This window comes from Sphingopyxis granuli (assembly GCF_001559015.1).
In the GTDB taxonomy this organism is placed as follows: Bacteria; Pseudomonadota; Alphaproteobacteria; order Sphingomonadales; family Sphingomonadaceae; genus Sphingopyxis; species Sphingopyxis granuli.
The window spans coordinates 1,454,080-1,477,557 of the sequence record NZ_CP012199.1; the positions used below are offsets into that span (position 1 = coordinate 1,454,080).

Genomic DNA, 23,478 nt, shown 5'->3' on the forward strand with positions numbered 1-23,478 from the left:
GGTCCGGTGACAAGCGCTCACGCGCGCCGAATCACCATGTTCCGAATCTCGGTCATGTCCTCCATCGCGAACCTTATGCCTTCGCGGCCCAGCCCCGAATCCTTGACCCCGCCATAGGGCATGTTGTCGACGCGATAGCTCGACACGTCGTTGACGACGATGCCGCCGACGTCGAGGTCGTCCCACGCCGCCAGCACCTTGTGCAGGTCGCGCGTGAACAGGCCCGCCTGAAGGCCGAACTTGCTGTCGTTGACCTCGGCCAGCGCATCGTCCCAGTCGGTGAATTTCGACAATATCGCGAGCGGGCCGAACGCTTCCTCGCGATAGGCATCGGCCTTGCGGTCGACATTCTCCAGCAGGGTCGCCTCCAGCATCGCGCCGTCGCGCCGGCCGCCGGCCAGCAGCGTCGCGCCGCCCGCAACCGCATCCTCGATCCAGCCGCCCAGCCGCGCCGCTTCCTTTTCAGAGATCATCGGGCCGATGAAGGTATCGCGGTCCTTGGGGTCGCCGGAAACGAGCGCCTTCGTCTTTTCGACCAGCATCGCGCGGAAGCGGTCATAGATGTCGGCGTGGATCAATATCCGCTGCACCCCGATGCATGACTGGCCCGACTGGTAGAAGGCGCCGAAGATGATCCGCGCGAGCGCATGGTCCAAGTCGGCGTCCCTGTCGACGATCACCGCCGCGTTGCCGCCGAGTTCGAGGATGACCTTCTTTTTCCCCGCCTTTGCCTTCAGGTCCCAGCCGACGCCGGGCGATCCGGTGAAGGAGAGGAGTTTCAGCCGGTCGTCGCTGGTGAACAGGTCGGCGCCGTCGCGGCTGGCGGGCAGGATGCTGAACGCGCCTTCGGGCAGGATGTCGCATTCGGCGAGCACTTCGCCGATGATGATCGCGCCGAGCGGGGTCATCGACGCGGGCTTCATCACGAAGGGACAGCCGACCGCGATCGCCGGCGCGATCTTGTGCGCGGCGAGGTTGAGCGGGAAGTTGAACGGCGAGATGAAGCTGCACGGGCCGATCGGCACGCGCTTCCACATCCCCATATAGCCCTTTGAGCGCGGCGAGATGTCGAGCGGCTGGATCTCGCCGTAATTGCGCACCGCTTCCTCGGCGGCGATGCGGAAGGTGTCGATCAGGCGGCCGACCTCCCCCTCGGCATCGGCGATCGGCTTGCCCGCCTCGACGCACAGCGCATAGGCGAGTTCGTCGAAGCGCTCGCGGAAACGCGCCACGCAGTGATTGAGGACGGCCTGCTTCTCGAAACTCGCGAGCTTCGCCATCGGCGCCGCAGCGCGCACCGCGCCGGCAATCGCCTCGTCGATCACGTCCGGGGTCGCGAGCGCGGTGCGGAAGGCGACCTCGCCGGTGAACTTGTCGGTGACGGCGAGGTCGGTGTTCGGCTGCGCCGCCTTGTTGTTGAGGTAGAGGGGGTAGACGTCCTTGAGTTTCATTTCAAATCTCCCCCCTCCCGCTTGCGGGAGGGGTCGGGGGTGGGTTAGCGGGGGTGCGTCAGGGCCACCCCGCTGCGACTAGGGAGCAAGCTCCCAAGTCTCGCTGCCCCTCCTGCAAGCGGGAGGGGCAGCGAGTGGTCATAATTCCTTCGACAGCCGTTTGATGTCGATGTTCAAAATCTGGTCGTTCTCCGAATAGTCGACCGGGCAGTCGATCAGGTGGACGCCCGGCGTATCGCGCGTGTGGGCCAGAAGCTGCTTCAGATGCGCCGCGCTTTCGACGCGGTAGCCGTTCGCGCCATAGCTTTCGGCATATTGGACGAAATCGGGGTTGTTGTAGGTGAGGCCGAAATCGGCGAACCCCATGTTCGCCTGTTTCCAGCGGATCATGCCATAGGCGCTGTCGTTGAGGATCAGCACGGTCAGGTTGAGGCCCAGCCGTACCGCGGTCTCCATCTCCTGACTGTTCATCATGAAGCCGCCGTCGCCGCAGATCGCCATCACCTTGCGTTCGGGATAGAGCATCGCCGACATCATCGCGCTCGGCAGCCCCGCGCCCATCGACGCAAGCGCATTGTCGAGCAGCACCGTGTTGGGGCGATAGGCGGTATAGCCGCGCGCGAACCATATCTTGTAGACGCCGTTGTCGAGGCAGATGATGCCGTCGTCGGGCATCGCGTCGCGTACCTGCTGCACCAGATGCGGCGGAAAGATCGGGAAGCGCGCATCCGCAGCGAGCGACCGCGTATGCTCCAGGTCGGCCTTCCGATAGGCGAGCATGTGATCGAAGTTCCAGCCGCCGTTGGGGACGATGTCCTCCTTGATCTGCCAGATGGCGTTGGCGATGTCGCCGATCACCTCGATATCGGGGAAATAGACCGGATCGACCTCTGCGGTCCTGGTCGAGACATGGATGACGCGCGGTCCGCCCTGCTGCATGAAGAAGGGCGGTTTTTCGATGACGTCGTGACCGATGTTGACGATGCAGTCCGACGCCTCGACCGCGCGGTGGACGAAGTCGCCCGCCGACAGCGCCGCGCAGCCCAGGAAGCGCGGGTGCCGCTCGTCGATCACCCCCTTGCCGAGCTGCGTGGTCAGGAAGGGGATTCCGGTCTTTTCAACGAATTGCAGCAGCATGCGGCCGGTCATCGTGCGGTTGGCGCCCGCGCCGATCACCAGCACCGGCGCCCGCGCCGCCTCGAGCGCCTTCACCGCCTCGCGCACCGATTTGACGTCGGCGATGGGGCGGCGGACATGGCTGCGCTTCAGCGGCACCGACGCGGTTTCCTCTTCGGCGATATCCTCCGGAAACTCGATATGGGCGGCGCCGGGCTTTTCCTCCTCGGCCAGCCGGAAGGCCTCGCGCACCCGGCTCGGGATATTGTCGGCGCTGGCGAGCTGATGGGTGAATTTGGTGATCGGCTTCATCATCCCGACGACGTCGAGAATCTGGAAGCGGCCCTGCTTCGATTTCTTGATCGGCTTCTGCCCCGTCACCATCAGCATCGGCATGCCGCCCAGTTGCGCATAGGCGGCGGCGGTGACGAAATTGGTCGCGCCGGGGCCGAGCGTCGCCATGCAGACGCCGGTCTGGCCGGTGTGGCGGCCATAGGTCGCCGCCATGAAGCCCGCGCCCTGTTCGTGACGGGTCAGGATCAGCCTGATCTGCTTCGATCGCGACAGGCTGTCGAGCATGTCGAGATTCTCCTCGCCCGGAACGCCGAAGATATATTCGACGCCCTCTTCCTCGAGGCATGCGATGAACAGGTCGGATGCTTTGGTCATGGTCGGTCGCCCCCTTTTCGGGCCCGCATACCGATCATGCGACCCCAAGCCTGCGCCGGCGACCTCGGCGCGGATCATGGCCCAGCGGCCCCGTCCTGCGATCGCGAGTCCCTGCTGTGCCGGAGGGGATGTGTAACGAGAGGGGGACGGGTTGTCACGCGGTGCGCGAGGCGAAGCATCTAGGACAGCGGTTCTGTGTTCCTATCAAGATTAGGCAATCATCCCTTTCGGCAGGTCACCGTTCCCCGGCGAAAGCCGGGGTCCAGATGGCGTGGCGCTGCCCCGCAAGGCCCCCGGGCTTGCGCCGGGGAACGGACCCTTCCGTGTCCAATGGATATGTACGCCTTGAGGTTATACCGGTCGCATCGATTTTTCATTTTCCCGCCTTGCTCGGTCCACGACTATCCGGTGGATGGCGCGGTGGCGAAATCGCGTTTGCAAGACAGTGAGGGGAAGCAGATGATCGATCGGGTTCGCAGGGCATGGGGCGTGCCGATCCGGATGGTCGTCGCGGGCGGCGCCGGCTTCGCGCTGGCCTGGGCCGCCGTCCCGTCCGCTTCGGCTTCGGAGGCTGTCGCGTTCGAGGTCGGCAAGTCCTACGGCCACTATATCGAATATCTGCCGGGCAATGCGCCGGTGATCCTCGTCGCTCCGCACGGCGGCACGCTGCTGCCGGAGGATATTCCCGACCGGACGAAGGAGCGCTGCGGCGGTGCGCACACCGTGGTCGGACCCGACCGGAACACCGCCGAGCTGGTGCAGGCGATGCGCCAGTCCTTTCACGACCGGTTCGGCACCTATCCGCACGTGATCATCAATCGGCTGGCGCGGCAGAAGCTCGATGCCAACCGGTCGGCGGCGGAAGGCGCCTGCGGCAATGCCGATGCCGAGCAGGCGTACAAGGAATGGCACGCCTTCATCGATATCGCGAAGAAGGAAGTCCTGCGGACGAGCGAGCGCGGATGGTTCATGGACATCCACGGCCATGGACACAAGGTGCAGCGGCTCGAACTCGGCTATCTGCTCACCGGGGGGCTGCTCGACCGTTCGGACGAGACAATCGACGGCGACGCGCGCGCCCTCGAAAGGACGAGCATCCGCAGCCTTGCCAAAGGTGAGGGAGCGTCGCTCTCGGCCCTGCTTCGCGGGCCGACGAGCCTCGGCACCCTGTTCGCGGACGCAGGCTTTCCTGCGGTTCCGAGCGCGAGCGATCCCGGCCCCGGAGGCCAGTCCTATTTCAACGGCGGCCCCAATACCCGCCGCCACGCCTGCGGTTCGGGGAGCGATTCGCCCGAAGGCCGCATCTGCGGGCTGCAGATCGAGGCGCATTTCCGGGGCGTTCGCGATACGGCCGAAAGCCGGAAGCGCTTCGGCGACGCGACCGCGAAAGTCCTCGAGCAATTCTTCGCCGCGCACTGGGATGTCGGGCTGGCCGGGAAGGCCGGGGCGGCGGGCGCGCACGACTGATATGGGGCGACCGAACCCCTCATCGAGGGGAAGGGTGATGCTCAGTCGATGTCGAACAGCCCCGCCAGTTGCTCGACCATCGTGCCGCCGAGCTGTTCGGCGTCCATGATCGTCACCGCGCGGCTATAATAGCGCGTCACGTCGTGGCCGATGCCGATCGCGCAGAGTTCGACCGTCGAGCGGTTCTCGATCCATTCGATCACCTGCCGCAGATGCTGGTCGAGATAGGCGCCGTGGTTGACCGACAGCGTGCTGTCGTCGACCGGCGCGCCGTCGCTGATCACCATCAGGATGCGGCGTTCCTCGGGCCGGGCGACGATGCGGCTGTGCGCCCACATCAGCGCCTCGCCGTCGATATTCTCCTTGAGCAGCCCCTCGCGCATCATCAGGCCCAGCGACTTGCGGGCGCGGCGATAGGGCTCGTCGGCGGGCTTGTAGATGATGTGCCGCAGGTCGTTGAGGCGGCCGGGGTGCGGCGGACGGCCCGCGGCGAGCCAGTCCTCGCGGCTCTGCCCGCCCTTCCATGTCCGCGTGGTGAAGCCGAGGATTTCGGTCTTGACGCCGCAGCGTTCGAGCGTGCGCGCGAGGATGTCGGCGCTGATCGCCGCGATGCTGATCGGCCGTCCGCGCATCGAACCGCTGTTGTCGATCAGCAGCGTGACGACGGTGTCGCGGAAATCGGTGTCGCGCTCGATCTTGTATGACAATGAATGGCCGGGCGAGACGATGACGCGGGCGAGGCGGGCGGCGTCGAGCTGGCCTTCCTCCTGGTCGAAATCCCACGCGCGGTTCTGCTGCGCCATCAGGCGGCGCTGGAGCCGGTTGGCGAGCTTGGTCACCGCGCCCTGCAGATGCGTCATCTGCTGGTCGAGATAGGCGCGCAGCCGCGTCAGTTCGTCGGCGTCGCACAGTTCGGTCGCCGCGATGATCTCGTCATGCTTTTCGGTGAAGCGGATATAGTTGAAGTCGGGAACGTCGGTCGGCAGGCGGTTGGGGCGGACGGGCAGCATGCCCTCGTCGCCCTCGCCGCCCATTTCGGGGTCGCCGTCGCCCTCCATCTCCTGCGCGTCGGGGTCGCTGTCGCCGTCGTCGGCCTGGTCGCCGTCCATCTCGGCGCGCGCGTCGACCTGGCTTTCGCCGCTGCCGCCCTCTTCGCTGTCCTGCTGGTCCGGGCTTTCGTCGGCCTCGGACTCCGCCTCTTCCTGATCGCCGCCGTCCTCGCTGCCGTCCTCCAGCGGATCGTCGCCGTGGATGAGGTCGAGGTTGCGGAGCGCCACCCGCGCGGTCTCGGCAAAGGCGGCCTGGTCGTCGAGCAGCATCGACAGCGCGGTCAGGTCGGCGCCGGCATCCTTGGCGATCCATTCGCGTACCAGCGACAGCCCGGTCTCGGTGCCGTGCGGGGCCTGCTCGCCGGTCAGCACCTCGCGCAGCATCAGTTCGAGCGCGCTCGACACCGGCACGTCGTCGCGGTTCTGCGCGCGGCTGATCGGGTCGGAGCGCATCCGCATCGCGAGGCTGGCCGACAGGTTGGCGCGCATCCCCGCCATGGAGCGCGCGCCGAGCGCCTCGACCCGCGCGCGTTCCATCGCGTCGAAGGCGGCGGCGGCAAGCGGCTCGGCCGGGCGGGCCGCGGCGTGCGTCCGCTCGTTGTGGTGCTTCATCCGCAGCGCATAGGCGTCGGCGAAACCGCGCGCCTCCGCGACCTGATCGCGCGGCAGCGTGCGCGACGGGGTCGGGACCTTGATCGCCTTGCCGACCTGCGCCGGCGCGTCGGCGGTGAAGCCGACCTCAACCTCCGGATCGCGCGTCACGGCGCGGGCGACGCTCGACAGCGCGGTCTTGAAATCGTCGAGGGGAGAGGATTGGCTCATGGTGCTTTGGGATCGGGGATTCGGTTGCAGATGCTGTCGTCGCCGTTCTTGGGCGCTGCCGGGTCGGGAAGCAAGCGGAAGACATGCGAAACATGCGTCGCGATGCGCTCCGGGCGCGTCCGCCGGCCCGCGACGACATCGACGAAATCGCGGCAGGCCGCTCCGCTGCGCAGGAAATTGCTGTGCCCGGTCGACCCGCGCGACACGTCGGTGGTGTCGACGACGGTGAGACCAGGGATCGCGACGGGATAGCAGCGCTCGGGAAGCCCGCGGGCCTTCAGGTCGGCGGCCTCGAACGGGTCGAAGCAATAGGGCGAGCCCAGCCGGGGATAGCCATGCAGCGCGCGCGAGGCGGCGAGCGCCTTGTCGCGCAGCGAGACATAGATGGTGATGTGCCGGTCGCGGGCGACCTTGGCGGGCGTGAGCGCGCCGTCGGCGATGTCGCGTTCGAAGGTTTCGCGATCGATGTCGGGCGAGGCGAGGATGATGTTCGAGATGTTGCGGCTGTCGGCGCTCGGCGCGGCGCGATCGACATAGGCGATGGCGGGAACGACGAGCCGCGCGCCGAGCGAGTGCGAGACGATCACGATCTCCTTCACCCACGGCTGCTCGGCGAGCGCCTTCAGGAAATCGCGGAAGTTGCGGACGTCGTGATACATGTTGGTCTCGTCGACCATGTAGCCGAACACGTCGTGCTGCGACGGCCAGCTATAGGCGACCGTCGGGCCGTCGAAGCCGGTCATGCGCGCGATCTGCGCCGCGTCCCTGGCGGTCGTCTCGAAACTTTCGCGGTAACCGTGGACATAGAGCAGCACGCGCCCCTGGCGCCGATCGGTCTCGGCCTGCAGCGCACGCCACCAGTCGCCTTCCGCCTGCAACGCGAGCGGCGTGCGGGTTCGCGTCTTGCCGTCGACCTTTTCCTCGCGCGGCGCCGCGAAGCGGCCGTGGCGCACCCGGTCGCCGCGATAGACGAGCAGCGCAAGGTCGCTCGTCCGGCAGTCGGGCAGGCGGCTGGTGACGACGAAGAGCGGCAGCGCCTCGCCATCGACCGGCGCGCCCGGTTTCGGATCGCAGCGCGGGTCGGCGACATAGGCGGCGTGGCGGATCTTGCCGTAATCGACCGGCGTGATGCAGCCGGCGAGCGATAGCGCGGCGAGCGCGGCGGCGGCGCCGGACAGGCGGCGCGCCGGCGCACGGCGGCGATGGAAAACGCGGATCGCACGAAGTCGGCGCATCGCGGGACGCTGGCAGAGGCGGCGTGGCTTGGAAAGCCGAAATCGGTCGGTGCAATGTGTATTGATTGAATAATACACTTCGTCTATCGAGGGGCAGTTCTGATGCAGGAGAGAAGCCGATGTCCGCAATGCTGGCCCTGTTGCTCGCCGCGGGGGCGGAGGTCCCCTATGTTCCGGCTTTCGATCCGGCCGCGCTCAAGAGCCAGGTCGCGGGGCCGCCGAACCTCGTCGTCGTGCTCGGCACGCCGCATCTTTCGGGCTTGCCCGCCGATTTCGATCCCGCGCATCTCGAACCGCTGCTGGCGCGGCTCGCGGCGTGGAAGCCCGATATCATCACCATCGAGGCGGTGTCGGGGCCCGAATGCGAGATGATGCTGCGCTACAAGGCGCGCTATCCGGGAACCTACGACTCCTATTGCCGCGATCCGGGCCCGGCGCAGAAGGCGCTGGGGCTCGACATGGCCGCGGCGACGACCGAGGCCGACCGGCGGCTCGCCGCCTGGCCCGCGCAGCCGCAGCCGGCCGACCGGCGCCATCTGGCGGCGCTGTTCCTCGCGGGCGGCGAGCCGGCGTCGGCGCTGGTTCAGTGGCTGCGCCTGCCGGCCGCCGAGCGGCGGGCCGGCGACGGGCTGGACGAAGCCCTGGCGTCCGAACTCACGGCGCTGACGACGCGGCGCAACGAGGATTATCTGATCGCCGCGGCGCTCGCGGCGCGCCTCGGGCTCGAACGCGTCCATGCGGCGGACGACCACAGCGCCGACGCGATCAATGCATCGCTCGACGACGATCCGGGTTTCGAGGCGGCGATGCGCCGCGCCTGGAACAATCCCGTGGCCGAGCGGCGCAAGGCGCGGGACGATGCGCTGATGGCCCGGCTCGACGGCGAGGACGTGCTGGCGCTCTATCGCGACTATAACAGACCGGAGACGGCGCAGGTCGCCTTCGACAGTGATTTCGGCGCCGCGCTCGCCGATCCGTCGCCGGAGGGCTATGGCCGGCGCTATGTCGGCTGGTGGGAGGCGCGCAACCTGCGCATGGTCGCCAACATCCGCGCGGCGATCGCGGCGCAGCCGGGATCACGGACGCTGTCGATCGTCGGTGTCTCGCACAAGGGTTATTTCGAGGCTTATCTCCACCGGATGCACGACGTCCGGCTGGTCGATGCCGAAACGGTCCTGCAATAGCGGGAGGCGGCTCCCGCTTTACTTGCCGACCACGCTTTCGGGCAGGTCCTCGCCGAACACGCGCTGATAATATTCGGCGACGATCATCCGCTCCGCCTCGTCGCACTTGTTGAGGAAGGAAAGGCGGAAGGCGAAGCCGAGGCTGTTGAAGATGGCGGTGTTCTGCGCCCAGCTGATCACTGTGCGCGGCGACATGACGGTTGAGATGTCGCCGGCCATGAAGCTCTGGCGCGTCAGGTCGGCGACCTTGACCATGTTGGCGACGGTCGCGTCGTCGGCGGTCGGCACCTTGGCGAGGATGATGGCGCTTTCGGTCGCGGCGGGCAGATAGTTGAGCGTGACGACGATGTTCCAGCGGTCCATCTGCCCCTGGTTGATCTGCTGCGTGCCGTGATAGAGCCCGCTGGTGTCGCCGAGCCCGACCGTGTTCGCGGTCGCGAACAGGCGGAAGTGCGGATTCGGGCGGATCACGCGATTCTGGTCGAGCAGCGTCAGCTTGCCCTCCGTCTCCAGCACGCGCTGGATCACGAACATCACGTCGGGGCGCCCGGCGTCATATTCGTCGAAGACCAGCGCGGTCGGCGTCTGCAGCGCCCAGGGCAGCAGCCCCTCGCGGAACTCGGTGACCTGCTGGCCGTCGCGCAGCACGATCGCGTCGCGGCCGACGAGGTCGATGCGGCTGATGTGCGCGTCGAGATTGACGCGGATGCACGGCCATTTCAGCCGCGCCGCAACCTGTTCGATATGCGTCGACTTGCCGGTGCCGTGATAGCCCTGCACCATCACGCGGCGGTTGTATTTGAAGCCCGCGAGGATCGCGAGGGTGGTGTCGCCGTCGAAGACATAGGCGGGGTCGAGGTCGGGCACGCGCTCGTCGGCCTCGCTGAACGCGGGCACCTTCATGTCGATATCCACGCCGAAAACCTCGCGCGCGTCGATCTCGGTATCGGGCGCCGCGAGAAGCGTCGAACCGTGATGATCGGGGAGGCTGTTCGGAATATCGGTCATGGCAAATGTCCAGCAGGGCAAAGAGGGAGAGTCGCCGCCGGCGGCGCTACGCCGTCGCGGTATCGCCATGGGTTGCGGCTTGCAACGCCTTATTCAGAACAGGTCGAGCGCCTTCATCACCGCGGATTGGTCGTAATAGGGCCGTTCGCAGACGATCCGGTCGCTGCCGGGCACGAATTCGAAGCTTGCCGCCATGCGGATGCGGAACGCCTTGCCGGTCGGCTCGACGGTGCGCAGACCGAGGCGCAGCGGGCCGAGATGGGTGCCGGTCAGCCAGAATTCGACGAGCACCGTGTTGGTCGCGGCGTCGGCGGCGATCGCGATGATCTCGTTCGCCTGGTCGGGGAAGGGTTCGCGCGACGAGGCGAAATAGGAGCGCACCGCCGCCTCGCCGTCGAAGATGGTGCCGGGGCCGAGCAGTTCGTAGCGCGGGTGATCGAAGGTCGCGAGGACGGCGTCCCAATCCTGCGCGATCTCCAGCGCCATGTGGCGCTTCACGGTTTCGATCCGCCGTTCGTCGAGGTCGCTCATCCATCCTCTCCCTATGCGAAGGCCGCGTTCTTTCGCAGCAGCTGATAGGCGGCGACCACTTCGCCGAGCCGCGTCTCGTGGCTGCGGTCGCCGCCGTTGCGGTCGGGGTGATAGCGGCGGACCAGTTCGCTGTAGCGGCGGCGGAGCGCGGCGCGCCCGGCGTCGGCGGGCAGGCCCATCATCGCCAGCGCGCGATGCTCGTCGCGGGTGAAGCGCGGGTCGGCGGCCTGCCGCCGCGCCTCGTCCATCCGCTGGCGGAAGCGCGCGCCTAACGCGTCGATCGGATCGCGGAAATCGGCCCAGCGCGGCGGCAGGTCGGCGCTGCCTGCGGCGCGGAAGGCGCGGCTCTCGGTCTCCCAGCCCGCGGTCGGCGACTGCGCGGCCAGGATCTGCTCGGCATTCATTCCGTCGAAGAAATTATAGCCGGCGTTGAATTCGCGCACATGGTCGAGGCACAGCCAGCGCCACGGCGGCGGCCCGTCGGGCGAGCGGTGGCCGGTGACGGGGGCGCGGAACTCGCCGGGCTCGGTGCAGCCGGGGGCTTCGCATTGCGCCTCGCGGGGCACGCGGCCGTGGAATCGGTTGGGGCGGGGGCTTGTCATAGGGAACGTCCGCGCCCAACATGGGGGCATGACGCAGAAAGGTCCAGTCCAACGCGAAATGGAGGAGCGGCTGCGCGCCGCTTTCCCCGACGCCGATTTCATCCTCAGCAACGACAGCGCGAAGCATCATGGTCATGTCGGCGACGATGGATCGGGCGAGTCGCATTTCAGCCTGAACATCGAATGGGCGGGCTTCGCGGGCCAGAACCGCGTCGCGCGCCAGCGGACGGTCAACAAGGCGCTGGGCGACCTACCGGGGCAGCGCGTCCATGCGCTGGCGATCAAGGCGACCGCGCCGGGAGAATGACGATGCAGGTGATCACGCCCTCGACGCACGACATCGGCGCCTTCGACGTGCGGCGGACCCTGCCCGACAAGGCGCGGACGATGGTCGGCCCCTTCATCTTCGTCGACCAGTTCGGCCCGGCGCATTTCGACATCGGCAAGGGGATGGACGTGCGGCCGCACCCGCACATCAACCTGGCGACCGTCACCTATCTGTTCGAGGGCGCGATCGATCATCGCGACAGCCTGGGCACCTTGGCGACGATCCGTCCGGGCGCCTGCAACCTGATGACCGCCGGGCGCGGCATCGTCCATTCGGAGCGTACCCCGGCGGCCGAGCGCGCGACCGGATCGGCGATTTCCGGCATGCAGACCTGGCTCGCGCTGCCCGACGGCAAGGAGGAGATCGACCCGGCGTTCGAGCATGCCGCGCAGGAAGACCTGCCGTTGATCGACGACGGGCAGGTATCGGCGCGCGTCATCATGGGCAGCCTGTGGGGCGCAAGCTCGCCGATCACCCAGCATGCCGCGACCATCTATGCCGACATCGCGATGAAGGCGGGGGCGGCGATCCCGATCGAGGCGGAGGCCGACGAGCGCGCGGTGGTCGTCGCGCTGGGCGACGCGAGCCTCGATGGCGAGAGGCTCGATCGCTACAGCCTCTATATTCTGAAGCCCGGCGAGGCGATGACGCTGCGCGCGGCGAGCGATGCGCGGGTGATGCTGCTCGGCGGCGAGGCCTTCACGACGCCGCGGCACCTGTGGTGGAATTTCGTCAGCTCGTCGCGCGACCGGATCAACGAGGCCAAGCACGACTGGAAGGATCGCAAATTCCCGTTCGTCCCCGGCGACAGCGAGGAATATATCCCGCTGCCCGGGATGCCGAAGACGCCCGCCTATCCCTGATCGAACTGACAGGCTTGTCAGCGGGAAATAATCCCGCCACCTTCGCGCCGACGGAAGATGGAAGGAGCGCGAGATGGTAGGCGATTTCGAACAGAAGCGGGTGGCGCTTTCGACCGGGGTAGACCTCGACGTCGTCGACATGGGGCCGCGTGATGCGCCGGCGCTGGTCTTCCTCCACGGATTTCCCGAATCGCACCGCACCTGGCGCCACCAGCTTCCGCATTTCGCCGACCGCTTCCGCTGCATCGCGCCCGACCAGCGCGGCTATCGCGGCTCGTCGAAACCGCAGGGCGCGGACTCCTATACGCCCGACAAGCTGATCGCCGACGTCTTCGCGCTCGCCGATGCGCTCGGCGTCGAGCGTTTCACCGTCGTCGGTCACGACTGGGGTGGGGCGATCGCGTGGGGCGTCGCGCTCGGCGGCCAGCCCGGCGGGCTGCACCCGCAATGGGCGGGGCGCGTGACGCGCGCGGTAATCGCCAATGCGCCGCACCCGGCCATTTTCCAGCGCCTGCTGCTCACCAATCCGGAGCAGCGCGCGGCAAGCCAGTATATCCGCACCTTCCGCGATCCCGCGAGCGACGCGCTGATCGAGGAGCAGGGCATCGCCGGGCTGCTCGCGCACGCCTTTGCCGGCCGCGTGCCGAGCGGCGGTATCCAGCCGCCCGAGGAGATCGCCCGGCTGATCGTCGATTGGGAGGACCGCGAGGCATGCCGCGCGATGATCAACTGGTATCGCGGCTCGCCGGCCGAGGTGCCGCCGATGGACGCGCCCTATGGCGAACCGCCCGCGACGCCTTTCCCGAAGCTGACGATCCCGACGCTGGTGATCTGGGCGCTCGACGATGTCGCGCTGCCGGCGTGCAATCTCGACGGGCTGGACGTGCTGGTTCCCGACGCGACGATAGTCGAGGTGCCGGGCTGCGGCCATTTCGTGCCGTGGGAAGCCCCCGACCGCGTCAATGCGGCGATGGACGCTTTCCTGGCGGCGGGTTAGGACGGATCGACATTCAGAGGATGGCGAGCCGAAAATGGTGGTTTTTCGCGACCCGGAGCGCAGCGTGCTGATGGCACGTGAGCACCGGAAGCGCGAAAGGCCGCCATTTGCAGGCCGCCAGAGCTGAATGTCGATTGGTCCTAGCGCACCGGATCGAGCAGGCAGCCGTTGGCGCCCGCGTAGCGCGCGCTGCGCGAGGCGAGGAGGGGGACGCTGCCCGTCACCGTCTTGGTCGCCGGATCCTCGCTCAGCGACACCAGCTCCATTCCCGGCTCGAAATCACTCTGGCAGCTTTCGAGGCTGCGGCCCTGAACGTAGCGGCACGAGCAGCCGACCCGCGCGGCATAGGCCGAGCCGAGTTCGGCCTGCGCCTTGAAAGACGGGAATTTCCAGATCAGGAAGGCGAGCAGCAGCACCCCGACGATCGCCGCCCACGGCAGGCAGCCGCCCCAGCGGCTCGCGCCCCGCTTGCGCCCGCGCAGATGCGCCGGCACCTCGGGCCTTGGCAGCGGCGGCAGGGTGGGCGCGGCCGGCGGCGTCGGTTCGCCCGTTGCCGTCTGTGGCGGGTTGGTGTTACTCACGGGATGCCATGATCACGAAAAAAGCCATGCTGGCAAGTGCCGTGCTCGCGATGCTGGGCGGCTGGTCGCTGACGCAGGCGGCGGGGCAGGGCGCGACCGCGGCGCCGGTGCCGGCCCCGCGGTTCGGCGCGGCGCCCGACCCGGCGATCGCCGCCGAGACGCTGCCGCCGCTTCCCGCGCTCGATCCGGCGGTGAAGGCGCGCGCCGATGCGCTGTTCGCTGATGCCGACGCGGTCGGCGAGACGCGCGCGCTCTATGTGCTGCGCGACGGCAAGCCGATCTATGAACGCTATGGCGATGGGTTCGGGCCCGACAGCAAGCTGATCAGCTGGTCGATGGCGAAGAGCATCACCGCGGTGCTGACCGGCTTCCTCGTCGCCGACGGGCAATTGTCGCTCGACGGTCCGGCGCCGGTCGCGGCGTGGCAGCGCAGCGGCGATCCGCGCGCCGCGATCGCGCTGCGCGACCTGCTCCACATGACCTCCGGCATCGAACATGTCGAGGTGGGCGACCCCGTCTGGAAGGGCGACACGGTCGACATGCTTTTCGGTCCCGGCGCGCAGGACATGGCGGGCTTCGCCGAAGCGAAGCCGGCGGTCGCGCGGCCGGGCGAGCTGTTCAACTACAGCTCGGCGACCAGCGTCATCCTCGCCGATATCCTCGCCGACACGCTGACCCCGTCGCCCAGCCCCGAGGCGCGGCGCGAGGCGGTGCGCGACTTCATCCAGGGGCGGCTGATCGAACCGCTCGGCATGACCAGCCTGACCCCCGAATTCGACGCGAAGGGAACGATGATCGGCGGGTCGATCATGCATGCCACCGCGCGCGACTATGCGAAGTTCGGCGAATTCCTGCGCAATCACGGCGTAGTCGACGGCCAGCGGCTGCTGCCCGAAAGCTGGATGCGCTTCATGCTGTCGCCGTCGCCCGCCGACGCTGGCTATGGCGGGCATATCTGGCTGAACCGTCAGCGGCCGCGCGGTGCCGACATCGCACTATGGCCCGACCGCGGGCCGAACGATCTGTTCGCCTGCATCGGCCACCAGGGGCAATATATCATCGTTTCGCCGTCGCAGCGGGTGACGATCGTGCGGCTGGGAATCACCAGCGACGACCAGTTTCCGGCGCTGCGGCGGCATCTGGCGGATTTGCAGGAGGCGCTGTGACGGCGGCGCGATAAGACGTCCGGTCAGAGCAGGAAATCGCCCACCAGCGTCGTCACGCAACATCCGGTCAGTTCGACCTGATCGCCGTCCATGCGGCAACCGACCGAGCCGCCGCGCCTGCTGGCCTGCCACGCCGAAAGGCGTTCGCGGCCGAGCCGCGCGGACCAGTAAGGCGTCAGCACGCAATGCGCCGATCCCGTCACGGGATCTTCGTCGACGCCCGCGCCGGGGACGAAGACCCGGCTGACGAAATCGGCGGCCGAGGGATCGTCGGCGCCGGGCGCCGTCGCGATCGCCAGCACTTCGCCCTGTGTGCGCAGGGCCGCCATGTCGGGCGCCAGCGCACGCACCTCGGCCGCGCTCGCATAGACCAGCAGGGCATAGCCGCCGCCATGCCACAGCGTTTCGACCGGCCGCCCGCCGACGGCCGCCGCGATGTCGGGCAAAGGCTTCGGTTCGGGGCGATAGGCGGGCAGGGTCATGCGATAGACGTCGTCGCCGTCGTCGTCCCCGGCGCGCGCGACCGTCAATATCCCGGCCTTGCGCGTGCGGAAGGTCATCGCGTCGCGCCACGGCGCGGCCGACAGCAGGACATGGCCGCTCGCCAGCGTCGCATGGCCGCATAGCGCGATTTCGACGCCCGGCGTGAACCAGCGGAGCTCATAATCGGCGGCTTCGCTTTCGTCGGGGACCAGAAAGGCGGTTTCGGACAGGTTGTTCTCCGCCGCCATCGCCAGCAGCGTCGCGTCGTCGAGCCATTCGTCGAGCGGCATCACCGCGGCGGGGTTGCCTGTGAAGGCGCGGTCGGCAAAGGCGTCGACGCGCGTGACGGGAAAGCGGCGCCAGCTCATGGGAACAGCAGTCCTTTCGACCATATATCGCCTTCGCGCACGAACAGTGTGCGCTCGTGCAGGCGGTGCGCGCGGTCCTGCCAGAACTCGATTCGTTCGGGCGTCACGCGCCAGCCCGACCAGCGCGGCGGGCGCGGCACGTCCTGCCCCTCGAAGCGCGCCTGCATCGCGGCGAAGCGCGCCTCGAAGGTCGCATAGCTGTCGAGCGGCCGCGACTGCTCGCTGGCCCAGGCGCCGAGCTGCGAATCGCGGCCGCGGGTCGCGAAATAGGCGTCGGCGACGCTTTCCTCGACCGGCGCCGCTGCCCCTTCGATGCGAATCTGGCGGCGCAGCGATTTCCAGTGGAACAGCAGCGCGACGTGACGGTTCGCGGCTAACTCCTCGCCCTTGCGGCTGTCGAGGTTGGTATAGAAGACGAAGCCGTCGGGGCCGTGCTCCTTGAGCAGCACCATCCGCACTGACGGGCGGCCGTCGGGCGTCGCGGTGGCGAGCGCCATCGCATTGCTGTCGTTGGGTTCGCCGGCGCGCGCTTCGGCATACCAGGCATCGAACAGGGCGAAGGGGTCGGTGGTCATGCGGGCGCTTCTAATGCGCTGCCGGCCTGTGGTCGAGCAAAAGCCGTCCCCGATCATGTCGTCACCCGGATCAAGTCCGGGGTGACGGAAGACGGAGCTGTTGTCGGGGAACTTGACCGCCCCGCGCGCCATTCCCACATCGCCGCGCAATGGGCCTTCACGGCCAGTCACTTATCGGGCTACAGAAGATATATGGCAGATCCCTATTCCACCCTCGGCGTGGCGAAAAACGCCGATGAAGCGGAGATCAAGTCCGCTTATCGCAAGCTCGCCAAGCAGTTGCACCCCGACCGGAACAAGGACAATCCGAAGGCGGCGGAGAAATTTTCCGACGTCACCAAGGCCTATGACCTGCTGTCCGACAAGGAAAAGCGCGGGCAGTTCGACCGCGGCGAGATCGACGCCGACGGCAATCCCGCCATGCCCTTCGGCTATGGCGGCGGCGGCTTTCGCGGCGACCCACGCGGCGGGCCGCAGGGCGATTTCAGGGGGTTCGGCGGCGAGAGCGCCGATTTCGGCGATATCTTCGAGGGTCTGTTCGGTGGGCGCGGCGGCGGCGGGGGCCCGTTCGGCGGCTTCGGCGCGCGCAGTGCCCCGCCGCCGAAGGGTGCCAATGTCGCCTATCGCCTGTCGGTGTCCTTCATCGACGCCGCGACGCAGGCGATGCAGCGCATCACCCTGGCCGACGGCAAGACCATCGACCTCAAGCTGCCTGCGGGGGTCGAGACGGGGACGCAGATGCGGCTCGCCGGCAAGGGACAGCCGGGGCCGGGCGGCAATGGCGACGGCATCGTCACCATCACGGTCAAGGACCATCCCTTCTTCGTGCGCGACGGCAGCAACATCCGCCTCGACCTGCCGGTGACGCTGGCCGAGGCGGTGAAGGGCGCGAAGGTCAAGGTGCCGACGGTCGACGGGCCGGTGATGCTGTCGATCCCGGCCGGGTCGACGTCGGGCAAGGTGATGCGGCTCAAGGGCAAGGGATTCAGCCAGAAGAGCGGCGGGCGCGGCGATCAGCTGGTGCGGCTGATGGTCGACCTGCCGAAGGACGACCCCGCGCTCCGCCGGATCGTGGACGAATGGACCGATACGCGCGCCGTCCGGGCCGAACTCGGCGTGTGATGCGTGGCTGATCGCAGCCAGAGGAAATCGTCCGCCGCGCTGGAGCGCGAAATCGCCGACGAGGTCGAGCGGGAGTTCCGCGCCGAGGGGCATTCGCCGCACTCGCCCGAAGCGCGCGCCGAACGCGCCAAGCGCCTGCATCTACGCGCGCGGGCGCAGGGGGTCATCGAACGCGGGCGCGAGACGCTGGGACCCGGAACGCGCGCCTTCGCGATCGTCCGGCGCGTGCTGGTCGGCACCTATACCGACGGCTTCATCCACGCGGGGAACCTTGCCTATCTCGCGCTGATCGCGCTCTTTCCCTTCTTCATCCTGCTCGCCGCCGCGCTCAGCCTGTTCGGCGGCAGCGCGGGCGGCGAGGAAGCGATCGCCGCGGTCTTTTCGCTGATGCCGCCGACGGTCGCCAAGGCGCTGGCCGGGCCGATCCGCGAGGTGATGGGGGCGCGCACCGGCTTGTTCCTGTGGCTCGGCGCGATCGTCGCGCTGTGGACGGTGGGCAGCCTGGTCGAAACGATCCGCGACATATTGCGCCGCGCCTACGGCACCCATTTCTCCAAGGGCTTCTTCCATTACCGGCTGCTGTCGATCGGCATCATCACCGGCGCGGTGGTGCTGATGCTGCTGTCGTTCAGCATGCAGGTGCTGATCGTTGGGATCGAACAGTTCGTGACGCGCGTGCTGCCCGAACAATATCAGGCGTGGGGCGTCGTGCTGATTTCGCGCGGGGTGTCGGGGGCGGGGCTGTTCCTCGCCATCTACATGCTCTTCTATTCGCTGACGCCGTCGAAATACCGCAAGCTCAAATGCCCGAAATGGCCTGGCGCGCTGTTCACGACCTCGTGGTGGATCGCGGTGACGCTGGCGCTGCCGCCGCTGCTCGCCAGCCTGCTCAGCTATGATGCGACCTATGGCAGCCTCGCGGGGGTGATGGTCGCGCTTTTCTTTTTCTACCTCGTCGGATTGGGTATGGTGATGGGTGCCGAGCTCAATGCCGCGCTGGTCGAGGTTGAGGATCTGGGGCACGACGCTATTGGGCGCGTGGACGACATCATAATCGAAGACGACAAGACCGGAGAAACGGAATGACGGGTCTGATGAAGGGCAAGCGCGGGTTGATCATGGGCCTCGCGAACGACAAGTCGCTCGCATGGGGGATCGCGAAAGCGCTGCACGGCGCGGGCGCCGAACTCGCGATCAGCTATCAGGGCGAGGTGATGCTCAAGCGGGTGAAGCCGCTGGCGGACGAACTCGGCTGCGACCTGCTGATCGACTGCGACGTGTCCGACATGGCGAATCTCGACCAGGCCTTCGCGACGCTCGCGGCGCGCTGGCCGACGATCGATTTCGTCGTCCACGCGATCGGCTATACCAACAAGGAGGCGCTGCGCGGCCACTATGCCGACATCGGGCTCGAGGATTTCCTGATGACGATGAACATCAGCGTCTACAGCTTCACCGCGGTTGCCAGGCGTGCCGCGGCGATGATGCCGCCGAAGGATCCCGAGACGGGCGAGGGCGGGGGCGCGATGCTGACCTTGTCCTATTACGGCGCCGAAAAGGTGATCCCGCATTACAATGTCATGGGCGTCGCCAAGTCGGCGCTGGAAACCAGCGTCAAATATCTCGCCAACGACTATGGCCCGCAAGGGGTGCGCGTGAACGCCATTTCGGCGGGGCCGATCAAGACGCTGGCGGCGAGCGGTATCGGCGATTTCCGCCTGATCCTGAAATGGAACGAATATAATGCGCCGCTGCGCCGCAACGTCACCATCGACGATGTCGGCGGCTCGGCGCTCTATCTGCTGAGCGATCTCGCGAGCGGCGTCACCGGCGAGACGCACCATGTCGATGCGGGCTATCACACCATCGGCATGAAGCAGGAAGACGCGCCGGACATCGCGCTTGCATGATGCGCCGGTGATCCGGCCCGCGCGCGCGGAGGATGCCGACGCGATCGACGCCATCATCCGCACCGCCTTCGCCGGATCCGGGCATGGCTATCAGGGCGAGGCGGAACTGGTGCGGATGCTGGAGGCGGACGGCGACGCACTGGTCTCGCTCGTCGCGGAAGCGGGCGGTGCGGTCGCGGGGCATGTGCTGTTTAGCCGCATGGACGTCGAGGCCGACAGCGCGGCGCTGTCCGCCGCCGGCCTCGCGCCCGTGTCGGTGGCGCTGGAGCGGCAGGGACGGGGCATCGGCGCCGCGCTGATCCGCGCCGGGCTCGACGCGCTGCGCGCGCAGGGTGTGGCAATCAGCTTCGTGCTCGGGAACGAGGCCTATTACCCGCGCTTCGGCTATTCGCCCGATCTCGCCGCGCGCTTCGCTTCGCCCTTCGCGGGGCCGCATTTCATGGCGATGATGCTGGACTCGCACGCGCCCTGGCCGTTAGGCGGGCGCGCGGATTATGCGCCGGCGTTTGGCCGGATGGGGTAGGACCTCTCTCCCCTCGGGGGAGAGGGAGGGGCCCGTCGCGAAGCGATGGGAGGGTGAGGGCGTGACGAAAAGCCGCTTCGAAATACGCGATGGCACCATCGATCGCGCCCGTGCGCTTCGGCGCGATTCCACGCCTGCCGAGAAAAAGCTGTGGCCGGTGCTGCGCGGCTCGGCGCTTGGCGGCCATAAGTTCTGCCGCCAGCAGCGGCTTGGGCCCTTCATCGCCGACTTTGTCTGTCAATCCGCGCGACTGGTGATAGAGGTCGATGGCGATAGCCATGCGTTTCAGATCGACTATGACGCGCGGCGCACTGCATTTTTGGCGAAAGAGGGATATCGGGTGCTACGCTTCACCAATCGGCATGTGATGGAGAATCCGGAGGGCGTCTGTCGGGCGATCGAGGCTGCTCTGGCTGGCGGACCCTCACCCTCCCACGCGGCTGCGCCGCGCGGGCCCCTCCTTCTCCCCCAAGGGGAGAGGGATCGATGAGTTTCAACAGCTTCGGACGCGTGCTGCGCTTCACCACCTGGGGGGAAAGCCATGGGCCGGCGCTCGGCGCGATCGTCGATGGCTGCCCGCCGCGGCTTGCGCTGTCGGAGGGGGATATCCAGCCGTTCCTCGACAAGCGCCGTCCCGGCCAGTCGCGCCACACGACGCAGCGGCAGGAACCCGACCAGGTGCGCATCCTGTCGGGCACGTTCGAGGGCAGGACGACCGGCACGCCGATCAGCCTGATGATCGAGAATGTCGACCAGCGGTCCAAGGACTATGGCGAGATTGCGCAGGCCTACCGCCCCGGCCACGCCGATTATGCCTATGACGCCAAATACGGCATCCGCGACTATCGCGGCGGCGGCCGGTCGAGCGCGCGCGAGACGGCGGCGCGCGTCGCCGCGGGCGCGGTGGCGCGGCTGGTGATCCCCGAGGTGCAGATTCACGCCTGGGTGGCGGAGATCGGCGGCGATGCGATCGATCCCGCCAACTTCGACCTCGACGAAATCGACCGCAATCCCTTTTTCTGTCCCGATCCCGCCGCGGCGCAGCGCTGGGAAGCGCTGATGGACGGCGCGCGCAAGGCGGGCAGTTCGCTGGGCGCGGTGATCGAATGCGCGGCGAGCGGGGTGCCCGCGGGCTGGGGCGCCCCGATCTATGCCAAGCTCGACGCCGACCTCGCCGCCGCGATGATGGGGATCAACGCGGTGAAGGGGGTCGAGATCGGCGCGGGATTCCACGCGGCGCGCCTGCGCGGCGAAGAGAATGCCGACGCGATGCGCCCTGCCAGCGACGGCAGCAACCAGCCCGATTTCCTGTCGAACCATGCGGGCGGCATCGCCGGCGGCATCTCGACCGGGCAGCCGGTGGTCGTGCGCGTCGCCTTCAAGCCGACCAGTTCGATCCTTACGCCCGTCCCGACGATCAACCGCGCCGGCGAGGCGGCCGACATCGTCACCAAGGGACGCCACGATCCCTGCGTCGGCATCCGCGGCGCGCCGGTCGTCGAGGCGATGATGGCGCTCGTCCTCGCCGACCACAAGCTGCTCCACCGGGCGCAGTGCGGATAAGGGGCGGGTGGAGCTTCTCGCCGACTTCATCGCCGCGCACCGCGCCGTCATCGGCCTGGTCCTGCTGGCGGGCATCTTCATCGCCTTCCTGTGGGAACGCTTTCCGCCCTCGGTCGTCGCGGTGGGGGGCGCGGGGGTCATGCTCGCGCTCGGGCTGCTCGACGAAAAGGCCGCCTACGGCGTCTTCTCCAACAGCGCGCCGCTGACCGTCGGGGCGATGTTCGTCCTCTCCGGCGCGCTGATCCGCACCGGGGTGATCGACCGCGTCGGCAATTATGTCGTCGACCTTGCCAGACGGAGTCCGCGGCTCGCGGTGGTCGCGGTGTTCGGCGGCGGGCTGGTCGTGTCGGGCTTCATCAACAGCACGCCCTTCGTCGTCGTGATGATGCCCGTCTGCTTCCGGCTGGCCGAGGCGATGGGCGTGTCGCCGAAGCGGCTGCTGATGCCGCTGTCGATCGTCGCGGTGCTCGGCGGCTGCCTGACGCTGGTCGGCACCTCGACCAACCTTGTCGTCGCGGGCATCGCCGAGCAGGCGGGGCTCGAGCCCTTCGGCCTGTTCAGCATCACCCCCTATGGCCTTGCGATCGCCGGTGCGGGCATCCTCGGCCTGCTGGTCATGGCACGTTTCCTGCCGTCGGATTCGCCGCGCATCGCCGAAAAGGCCGACGGGTCCGAACAGCTTTATCTGACCGAGTTGACGCTGCGCGAGGACGATCCGGCGATCGGCAGCGCGCTGGGCGAGGCGAATCTGGATTTCACGCCGATCGGCGTGATCAGCGGCGGACGCTTCATCACGGGTCCCGACGCGCGCGCGCATGTGCTGGCGGCGGGCAACCGGATCGTCGCGCGGATCGACGGCGCCAGCCTGATGACGCTGCGCGGCGGCGGCCGCTTCGGCATCGGCATCGGCGACAAGCTCGACAAGGAGGCGATGGTGGCCGAGGTGACGGTGTCGCCCAGTCACCGCGAGATCGACCGTCGGCTGGGCGAAATTCCCTTTCTTCAGGGACAGCCCGTCCGCATCCTCGGCGTCTCGCGCTTCCGCCACAATCCCGGGCCGACGCTGTCCGAAAACCGCATCCGCGCCGCCGACCGGCTGCTGGTCGAGGCCGATGAGGCCGACATCGAAAGGCTGCGCGCCAATCCCGGTCTGATCGGCGTGGCGATGACCTCGATCACCGCCTTCCGACGTCGCAAGGCATGGATCGCGATCCTTGTCATGGCCGGCGCGGTGCTGCTGTCGGCGCTGGGGGCGATGTCGATCGGCATCGCAGCCTTCATCGGGGTCGGCATCGTGTTGCTGACGCGCTGCATCGACGCGTCGGAGGCGTGGGCGAGCATCGACGGCGACGTGCTGATCCTGATTTTCGCGATGCTCGCCGTCGGCGCCGCGCTCGAGGCGGCGGGATCGGTCGCGCTGGTCGTCGGCGCGCTCGAACCGGTGCTGACCCACGCGCCGCCATGGGCGGTGATCGCGATCGTCTATTTCTCCGCGATGCTGCTTTCCGAACTGCTCAGCAACAATGCGGTGGCGGCGCTGATGGGGCCGCTGGTCATCGGCATCGCCGACGTGTCGGGGGTGGCTCCCTATCCGCTGCTGATCGCGCTGATGATGGGAGCATCGGCCTGCTTCGCGACCCCGGTAGGTTATCAGACCAATACCCTGGTCTATGCGGCGGGCGACTATCGCTTCGTCGATTTCGTTCGCGTCGGCGTTCCGCTCAATATCCTGACCGGGATCGCGGGTTGCACGGCGCTGGCTTTCTGGTCGCCCTGACGGCCGTTCGCCGCATCGGTGATTGCCCGCGGTCCGCCGGGCTGTTACCCGAACCACGAAAACAGACCCGGACGATCCGGGAAAAGGG

The 23,478-nt window shown here is 67.8% G+C and carries 23 protein-coding genes; 13 read left to right on the forward strand and 10 right to left on the reverse strand.

Going from position 1 to position 23,478, the window contains the following annotated elements; all coding sequences use genetic code 11:
• Positions 1–17: 17 nt before the first annotated feature.
• Both SGRAN_RS06700 and SGRAN_RS06705 read right to left on the reverse strand, forming a co-directional pair.
• Positions 18–1,451, reverse strand: a complete 1,434-nt coding sequence (locus SGRAN_RS06700) for an aldehyde dehydrogenase family protein (protein WP_067181838.1) — start codon at positions 1,449–1,451, stop codon at positions 18–20.
• 138 nt (positions 1,452–1,589) lie between these two features.
• Complete coding sequence (locus SGRAN_RS06705) at positions 1,590–3,236, reverse strand: acetolactate synthase large subunit (RefSeq protein WP_067186951.1); 1,647 nt, start codon at positions 3,234–3,236, stop codon at positions 1,590–1,592.
• Positions 3,237–3,695: 459 nt separating this feature from the next.
• On the opposite strand from SGRAN_RS06705, the gene SGRAN_RS06710 reads away from it, so the two are divergent.
• Complete coding sequence (locus SGRAN_RS06710) at positions 3,696–4,703, forward strand: hypothetical protein (protein WP_067181842.1); 1,008 nt, start codon at positions 3,696–3,698, stop codon at positions 4,701–4,703.
• 41 nt (positions 4,704–4,744) lie between these two features.
• On the opposite strand, the gene cobT is transcribed toward SGRAN_RS06710, so the two are convergent.
• Together cobT and SGRAN_RS06720 are read right to left on the reverse strand one after the other, a co-directional pair.
• Positions 4,745–6,574, reverse strand: a complete 1,830-nt coding sequence (cobT, locus tag SGRAN_RS06715; protein WP_067181846.1) for a cobaltochelatase subunit CobT — start codon at positions 6,572–6,574, stop codon at positions 4,745–4,747.
• Positions 6,571–7,809: an alpha/beta hydrolase gene (locus SGRAN_RS06720; RefSeq protein WP_067186952.1), complete on the reverse strand. Its 1,239-nt coding sequence runs from the start codon at positions 7,807–7,809 to the stop codon at positions 6,571–6,573. Before SGRAN_RS06720 ends, cobT begins: the two co-directional genes overlap by 4 nt.
• A gap of 119 nt (positions 7,810–7,928) precedes the next feature.
• Here SGRAN_RS06720 and SGRAN_RS06725 point away from each other — a divergent pair, with 119 nt between their 5' ends.
• Positions 7,929–8,993, forward strand: coding sequence for a DUF5694 domain-containing protein (locus tag SGRAN_RS06725; RefSeq protein WP_067181849.1), 1,065 nt, complete (start codon positions 7,929–7,931; stop codon positions 8,991–8,993).
• Positions 8,994–9,011: 18 nt separating this feature from the next.
• Here the strand turns inward: SGRAN_RS06725 and cobS are convergent, their stop codons facing one another.
• The 3 genes from cobS to SGRAN_RS06740 all read right to left on the reverse strand — a co-directional run bounded on the left by cobS (position 9,012) and on the right by SGRAN_RS06740 (position 11,134).
• Complete coding sequence (gene cobS / locus SGRAN_RS06730) at positions 9,012–10,001, reverse strand: cobaltochelatase subunit CobS (protein ID WP_067181852.1); 990 nt, start codon at positions 9,999–10,001, stop codon at positions 9,012–9,014.
• Between the two features lie 93 nt (positions 10,002–10,094).
• Entirely contained in the window at positions 10,095–10,532 is a 438-nt protein-coding gene (locus SGRAN_RS06735) for a nuclear transport factor 2 family protein (protein ID WP_067181855.1), read from the reverse strand.
• A gap of 11 nt (positions 10,533–10,543) precedes the next feature.
• Positions 10,544–11,134, reverse strand: coding sequence for a DnaJ domain-containing protein (locus SGRAN_RS06740; protein WP_067111254.1), 591 nt, complete (start codon positions 11,132–11,134; stop codon positions 10,544–10,546).
• A 28-nt stretch (positions 11,135–11,162) separates the two neighbouring features.
• On the opposite strand from SGRAN_RS06740, the gene SGRAN_RS06745 reads away from it, so the two are divergent.
• The 3 genes from SGRAN_RS06745 (at position 11,163) to SGRAN_RS06755 (ending at position 13,322) form a co-directional block, all read left to right on the forward strand.
• Positions 11,163–11,441 carry a BolA family protein gene (locus tag SGRAN_RS06745; RefSeq protein ID WP_067181858.1) on the forward strand — a complete coding sequence of 93 codons (279 nt, stop codon included), beginning with the start codon at positions 11,163–11,165 and terminating at the stop codon, positions 11,439–11,441.
• Entirely contained in the window at positions 11,438–12,325 is an 888-nt protein-coding gene (locus tag SGRAN_RS06750; protein ID WP_067181861.1) for a pirin family protein, read from the forward strand. The genes SGRAN_RS06745 and SGRAN_RS06750 overlap by 4 nt, the downstream gene beginning before the upstream one ends.
• A gap of 73 nt (positions 12,326–12,398) precedes the next feature.
• Positions 12,399–13,322: an alpha/beta fold hydrolase gene (locus tag SGRAN_RS06755; RefSeq protein WP_067181864.1), complete on the forward strand. Its 924-nt coding sequence runs from the start codon at positions 12,399–12,401 to the stop codon at positions 13,320–13,322.
• 140 nt (positions 13,323–13,462) lie between these two features.
• Here SGRAN_RS06755 and SGRAN_RS23120 read toward each other — a convergent pair whose 3' ends face one another.
• The gene (locus tag SGRAN_RS23120) at positions 13,463–13,903 is read right to left on the reverse strand and encodes a hypothetical protein (RefSeq protein ID WP_311880688.1); all 441 of its coding nucleotides are present in this window, start codon (positions 13,901–13,903) and stop codon (positions 13,463–13,465) included.
• Positions 13,904–13,929: 26 nt separating this feature from the next.
• Between SGRAN_RS23120 and SGRAN_RS06765 the strand changes: the two genes are divergently transcribed.
• A complete protein-coding gene (locus tag SGRAN_RS06765) occupies positions 13,930–15,069 on the forward strand; it encodes a serine hydrolase domain-containing protein (RefSeq protein ID WP_237233879.1) in 1,140 nt (379 codons plus the stop codon).
• A gap of 23 nt (positions 15,070–15,092) precedes the next feature.
• Here SGRAN_RS06765 and SGRAN_RS06770 read toward each other — a convergent pair whose 3' ends face one another.
• The gene (locus SGRAN_RS06770; protein ID WP_067181870.1) at positions 15,093–15,920 is read right to left on the reverse strand and encodes a PhzF family phenazine biosynthesis protein; all 828 of its coding nucleotides are present in this window, start codon (positions 15,918–15,920) and stop codon (positions 15,093–15,095) included.
• The gene (gene pdxH / locus SGRAN_RS06775) at positions 15,917–16,495 is read right to left on the reverse strand and encodes a pyridoxamine 5'-phosphate oxidase (RefSeq protein WP_067186954.1); all 579 of its coding nucleotides are present in this window, start codon (positions 16,493–16,495) and stop codon (positions 15,917–15,919) included. Before pdxH ends, SGRAN_RS06770 begins: the two co-directional genes overlap by 4 nt.
• A gap of 192 nt (positions 16,496–16,687) precedes the next feature.
• Here pdxH and SGRAN_RS06780 point away from each other — a divergent pair, with 192 nt between their 5' ends.
• The 7 genes from SGRAN_RS06780 to SGRAN_RS06810 all read left to right on the forward strand — a co-directional run bounded on the left by SGRAN_RS06780 (position 16,688) and on the right by SGRAN_RS06810 (position 23,390).
• Positions 16,688–17,617, forward strand: coding sequence for a DnaJ C-terminal domain-containing protein (locus tag SGRAN_RS06780; protein ID WP_067181873.1), 930 nt, complete (start codon positions 16,688–16,690; stop codon positions 17,615–17,617).
• 3 nt (positions 17,618–17,620) lie between these two features.
• A complete protein-coding gene (locus SGRAN_RS06785; protein ID WP_076074434.1) occupies positions 17,621–18,703 on the forward strand; it encodes a YihY/virulence factor BrkB family protein in 1,083 nt (360 codons plus the stop codon).
• A complete protein-coding gene (locus SGRAN_RS06790) occupies positions 18,700–19,527 on the forward strand; it encodes an SDR family oxidoreductase (RefSeq protein WP_067111277.1) in 828 nt (275 codons plus the stop codon). The genes SGRAN_RS06785 and SGRAN_RS06790 overlap by 4 nt, the downstream gene beginning before the upstream one ends.
• A 7-nt stretch (positions 19,528–19,534) precedes the next feature.
• Complete coding sequence (locus tag SGRAN_RS06795) at positions 19,535–20,050, forward strand: GNAT family N-acetyltransferase (RefSeq protein ID WP_210434204.1); 516 nt, start codon at positions 19,535–19,537, stop codon at positions 20,048–20,050.
• Positions 20,051–20,111: 61 nt separating this feature from the next.
• Positions 20,112–20,540 (forward strand): endonuclease domain-containing protein, encoded by a 429-nt coding sequence (locus tag SGRAN_RS06800; protein ID WP_067186956.1) that lies wholly within the window; start codon positions 20,112–20,114, stop codon positions 20,538–20,540.
• Positions 20,537–21,613, forward strand: a complete 1,077-nt coding sequence (gene aroC / locus SGRAN_RS06805; protein ID WP_067181879.1) for a chorismate synthase — start codon at positions 20,537–20,539, stop codon at positions 21,611–21,613. The genes SGRAN_RS06800 and aroC overlap by 4 nt, the downstream gene beginning before the upstream one ends.
• A gap of 7 nt (positions 21,614–21,620) precedes the next feature.
• Complete coding sequence (locus SGRAN_RS06810; RefSeq protein ID WP_067181882.1) at positions 21,621–23,390, forward strand: SLC13 family permease; 1,770 nt, start codon at positions 21,621–21,623, stop codon at positions 23,388–23,390.
• The last annotated feature ends 88 nt before the right edge of the window (positions 23,391–23,478 follow it).

What these genes read in the sequence shown, in the direction of transcription:
- SGRAN_RS06750 (WP_067181861.1), top strand. Translation starts at nt 11,438, where the DNA reads ATGACGATGCAGGTGATCACGCCCTCGACGCACGACATCGGCGCCTTC.
- SGRAN_RS06705 (WP_067186951.1), bottom strand. Translation starts at nt 3,236, where the DNA reads ATGACCAAAGCATCCGACCTGTTCATCGCATGCCTCGAGGAAGAGGGC.
- SGRAN_RS06735 (WP_067181855.1), bottom strand. Translation starts at nt 10,532, where the DNA reads ATGAGCGACCTCGACGAACGGCGGATCGAAACCGTGAAGCGCCACATG.
- cobS (WP_067181852.1), bottom strand. Translation starts at nt 10,001, where the DNA reads ATGACCGATATTCCGAACAGCCTCCCCGATCATCACGGTTCGACGCTT.
- SGRAN_RS06740 (WP_067111254.1), bottom strand. Translation starts at nt 11,134, where the DNA reads ATGACAAGCCCCCGCCCCAACCGATTCCACGGCCGCGTGCCCCGCGAG.
- aroC (WP_067181879.1), top strand. Translation starts at nt 20,537, where the DNA reads ATGAGTTTCAACAGCTTCGGACGCGTGCTGCGCTTCACCACCTGGGGG.
- SGRAN_RS06720 (WP_067186952.1), bottom strand. Translation starts at nt 7,809, where the DNA reads ATGCGCCGACTTCGTGCGATCCGCGTTTTCCATCGCCGCCGTGCGCCG.
- SGRAN_RS06700 (WP_067181838.1), bottom strand. Translation starts at nt 1,451, where the DNA reads ATGAAACTCAAGGACGTCTACCCCCTCTACCTCAACAACAAGGCGGCG.
- SGRAN_RS06725 (WP_067181849.1), top strand. Translation starts at nt 7,929, where the DNA reads ATGTCCGCAATGCTGGCCCTGTTGCTCGCCGCGGGGGCGGAGGTCCCC.
- SGRAN_RS06790 (WP_067111277.1), top strand. Translation starts at nt 18,700, where the DNA reads ATGACGGGTCTGATGAAGGGCAAGCGCGGGTTGATCATGGGCCTCGCG.
- SGRAN_RS06770 (WP_067181870.1), bottom strand. Translation starts at nt 15,920, where the DNA reads ATGAGCTGGCGCCGCTTTCCCGTCACGCGCGTCGACGCCTTTGCCGAC.
- SGRAN_RS06710 (WP_067181842.1), top strand. Translation starts at nt 3,696, where the DNA reads ATGATCGATCGGGTTCGCAGGGCATGGGGCGTGCCGATCCGGATGGTC.
- pdxH (WP_067186954.1), bottom strand. Translation starts at nt 16,495, where the DNA reads ATGACCACCGACCCCTTCGCCCTGTTCGATGCCTGGTATGCCGAAGCG.
- SGRAN_RS06780 (WP_067181873.1), top strand. Translation starts at nt 16,688, where the DNA reads ATGGCAGATCCCTATTCCACCCTCGGCGTGGCGAAAAACGCCGATGAA.
- SGRAN_RS06765 (WP_237233879.1), top strand. Translation starts at nt 13,930, where the DNA reads ATGCTGGCAAGTGCCGTGCTCGCGATGCTGGGCGGCTGGTCGCTGACG.
- SGRAN_RS06755 (WP_067181864.1), top strand. Translation starts at nt 12,399, where the DNA reads ATGGTAGGCGATTTCGAACAGAAGCGGGTGGCGCTTTCGACCGGGGTA.
- SGRAN_RS06745 (WP_067181858.1), top strand. Translation starts at nt 11,163, where the DNA reads ATGACGCAGAAAGGTCCAGTCCAACGCGAAATGGAGGAGCGGCTGCGC.
- cobT (WP_067181846.1), bottom strand. Translation starts at nt 6,574, where the DNA reads ATGAGCCAATCCTCTCCCCTCGACGATTTCAAGACCGCGCTGTCGAGC.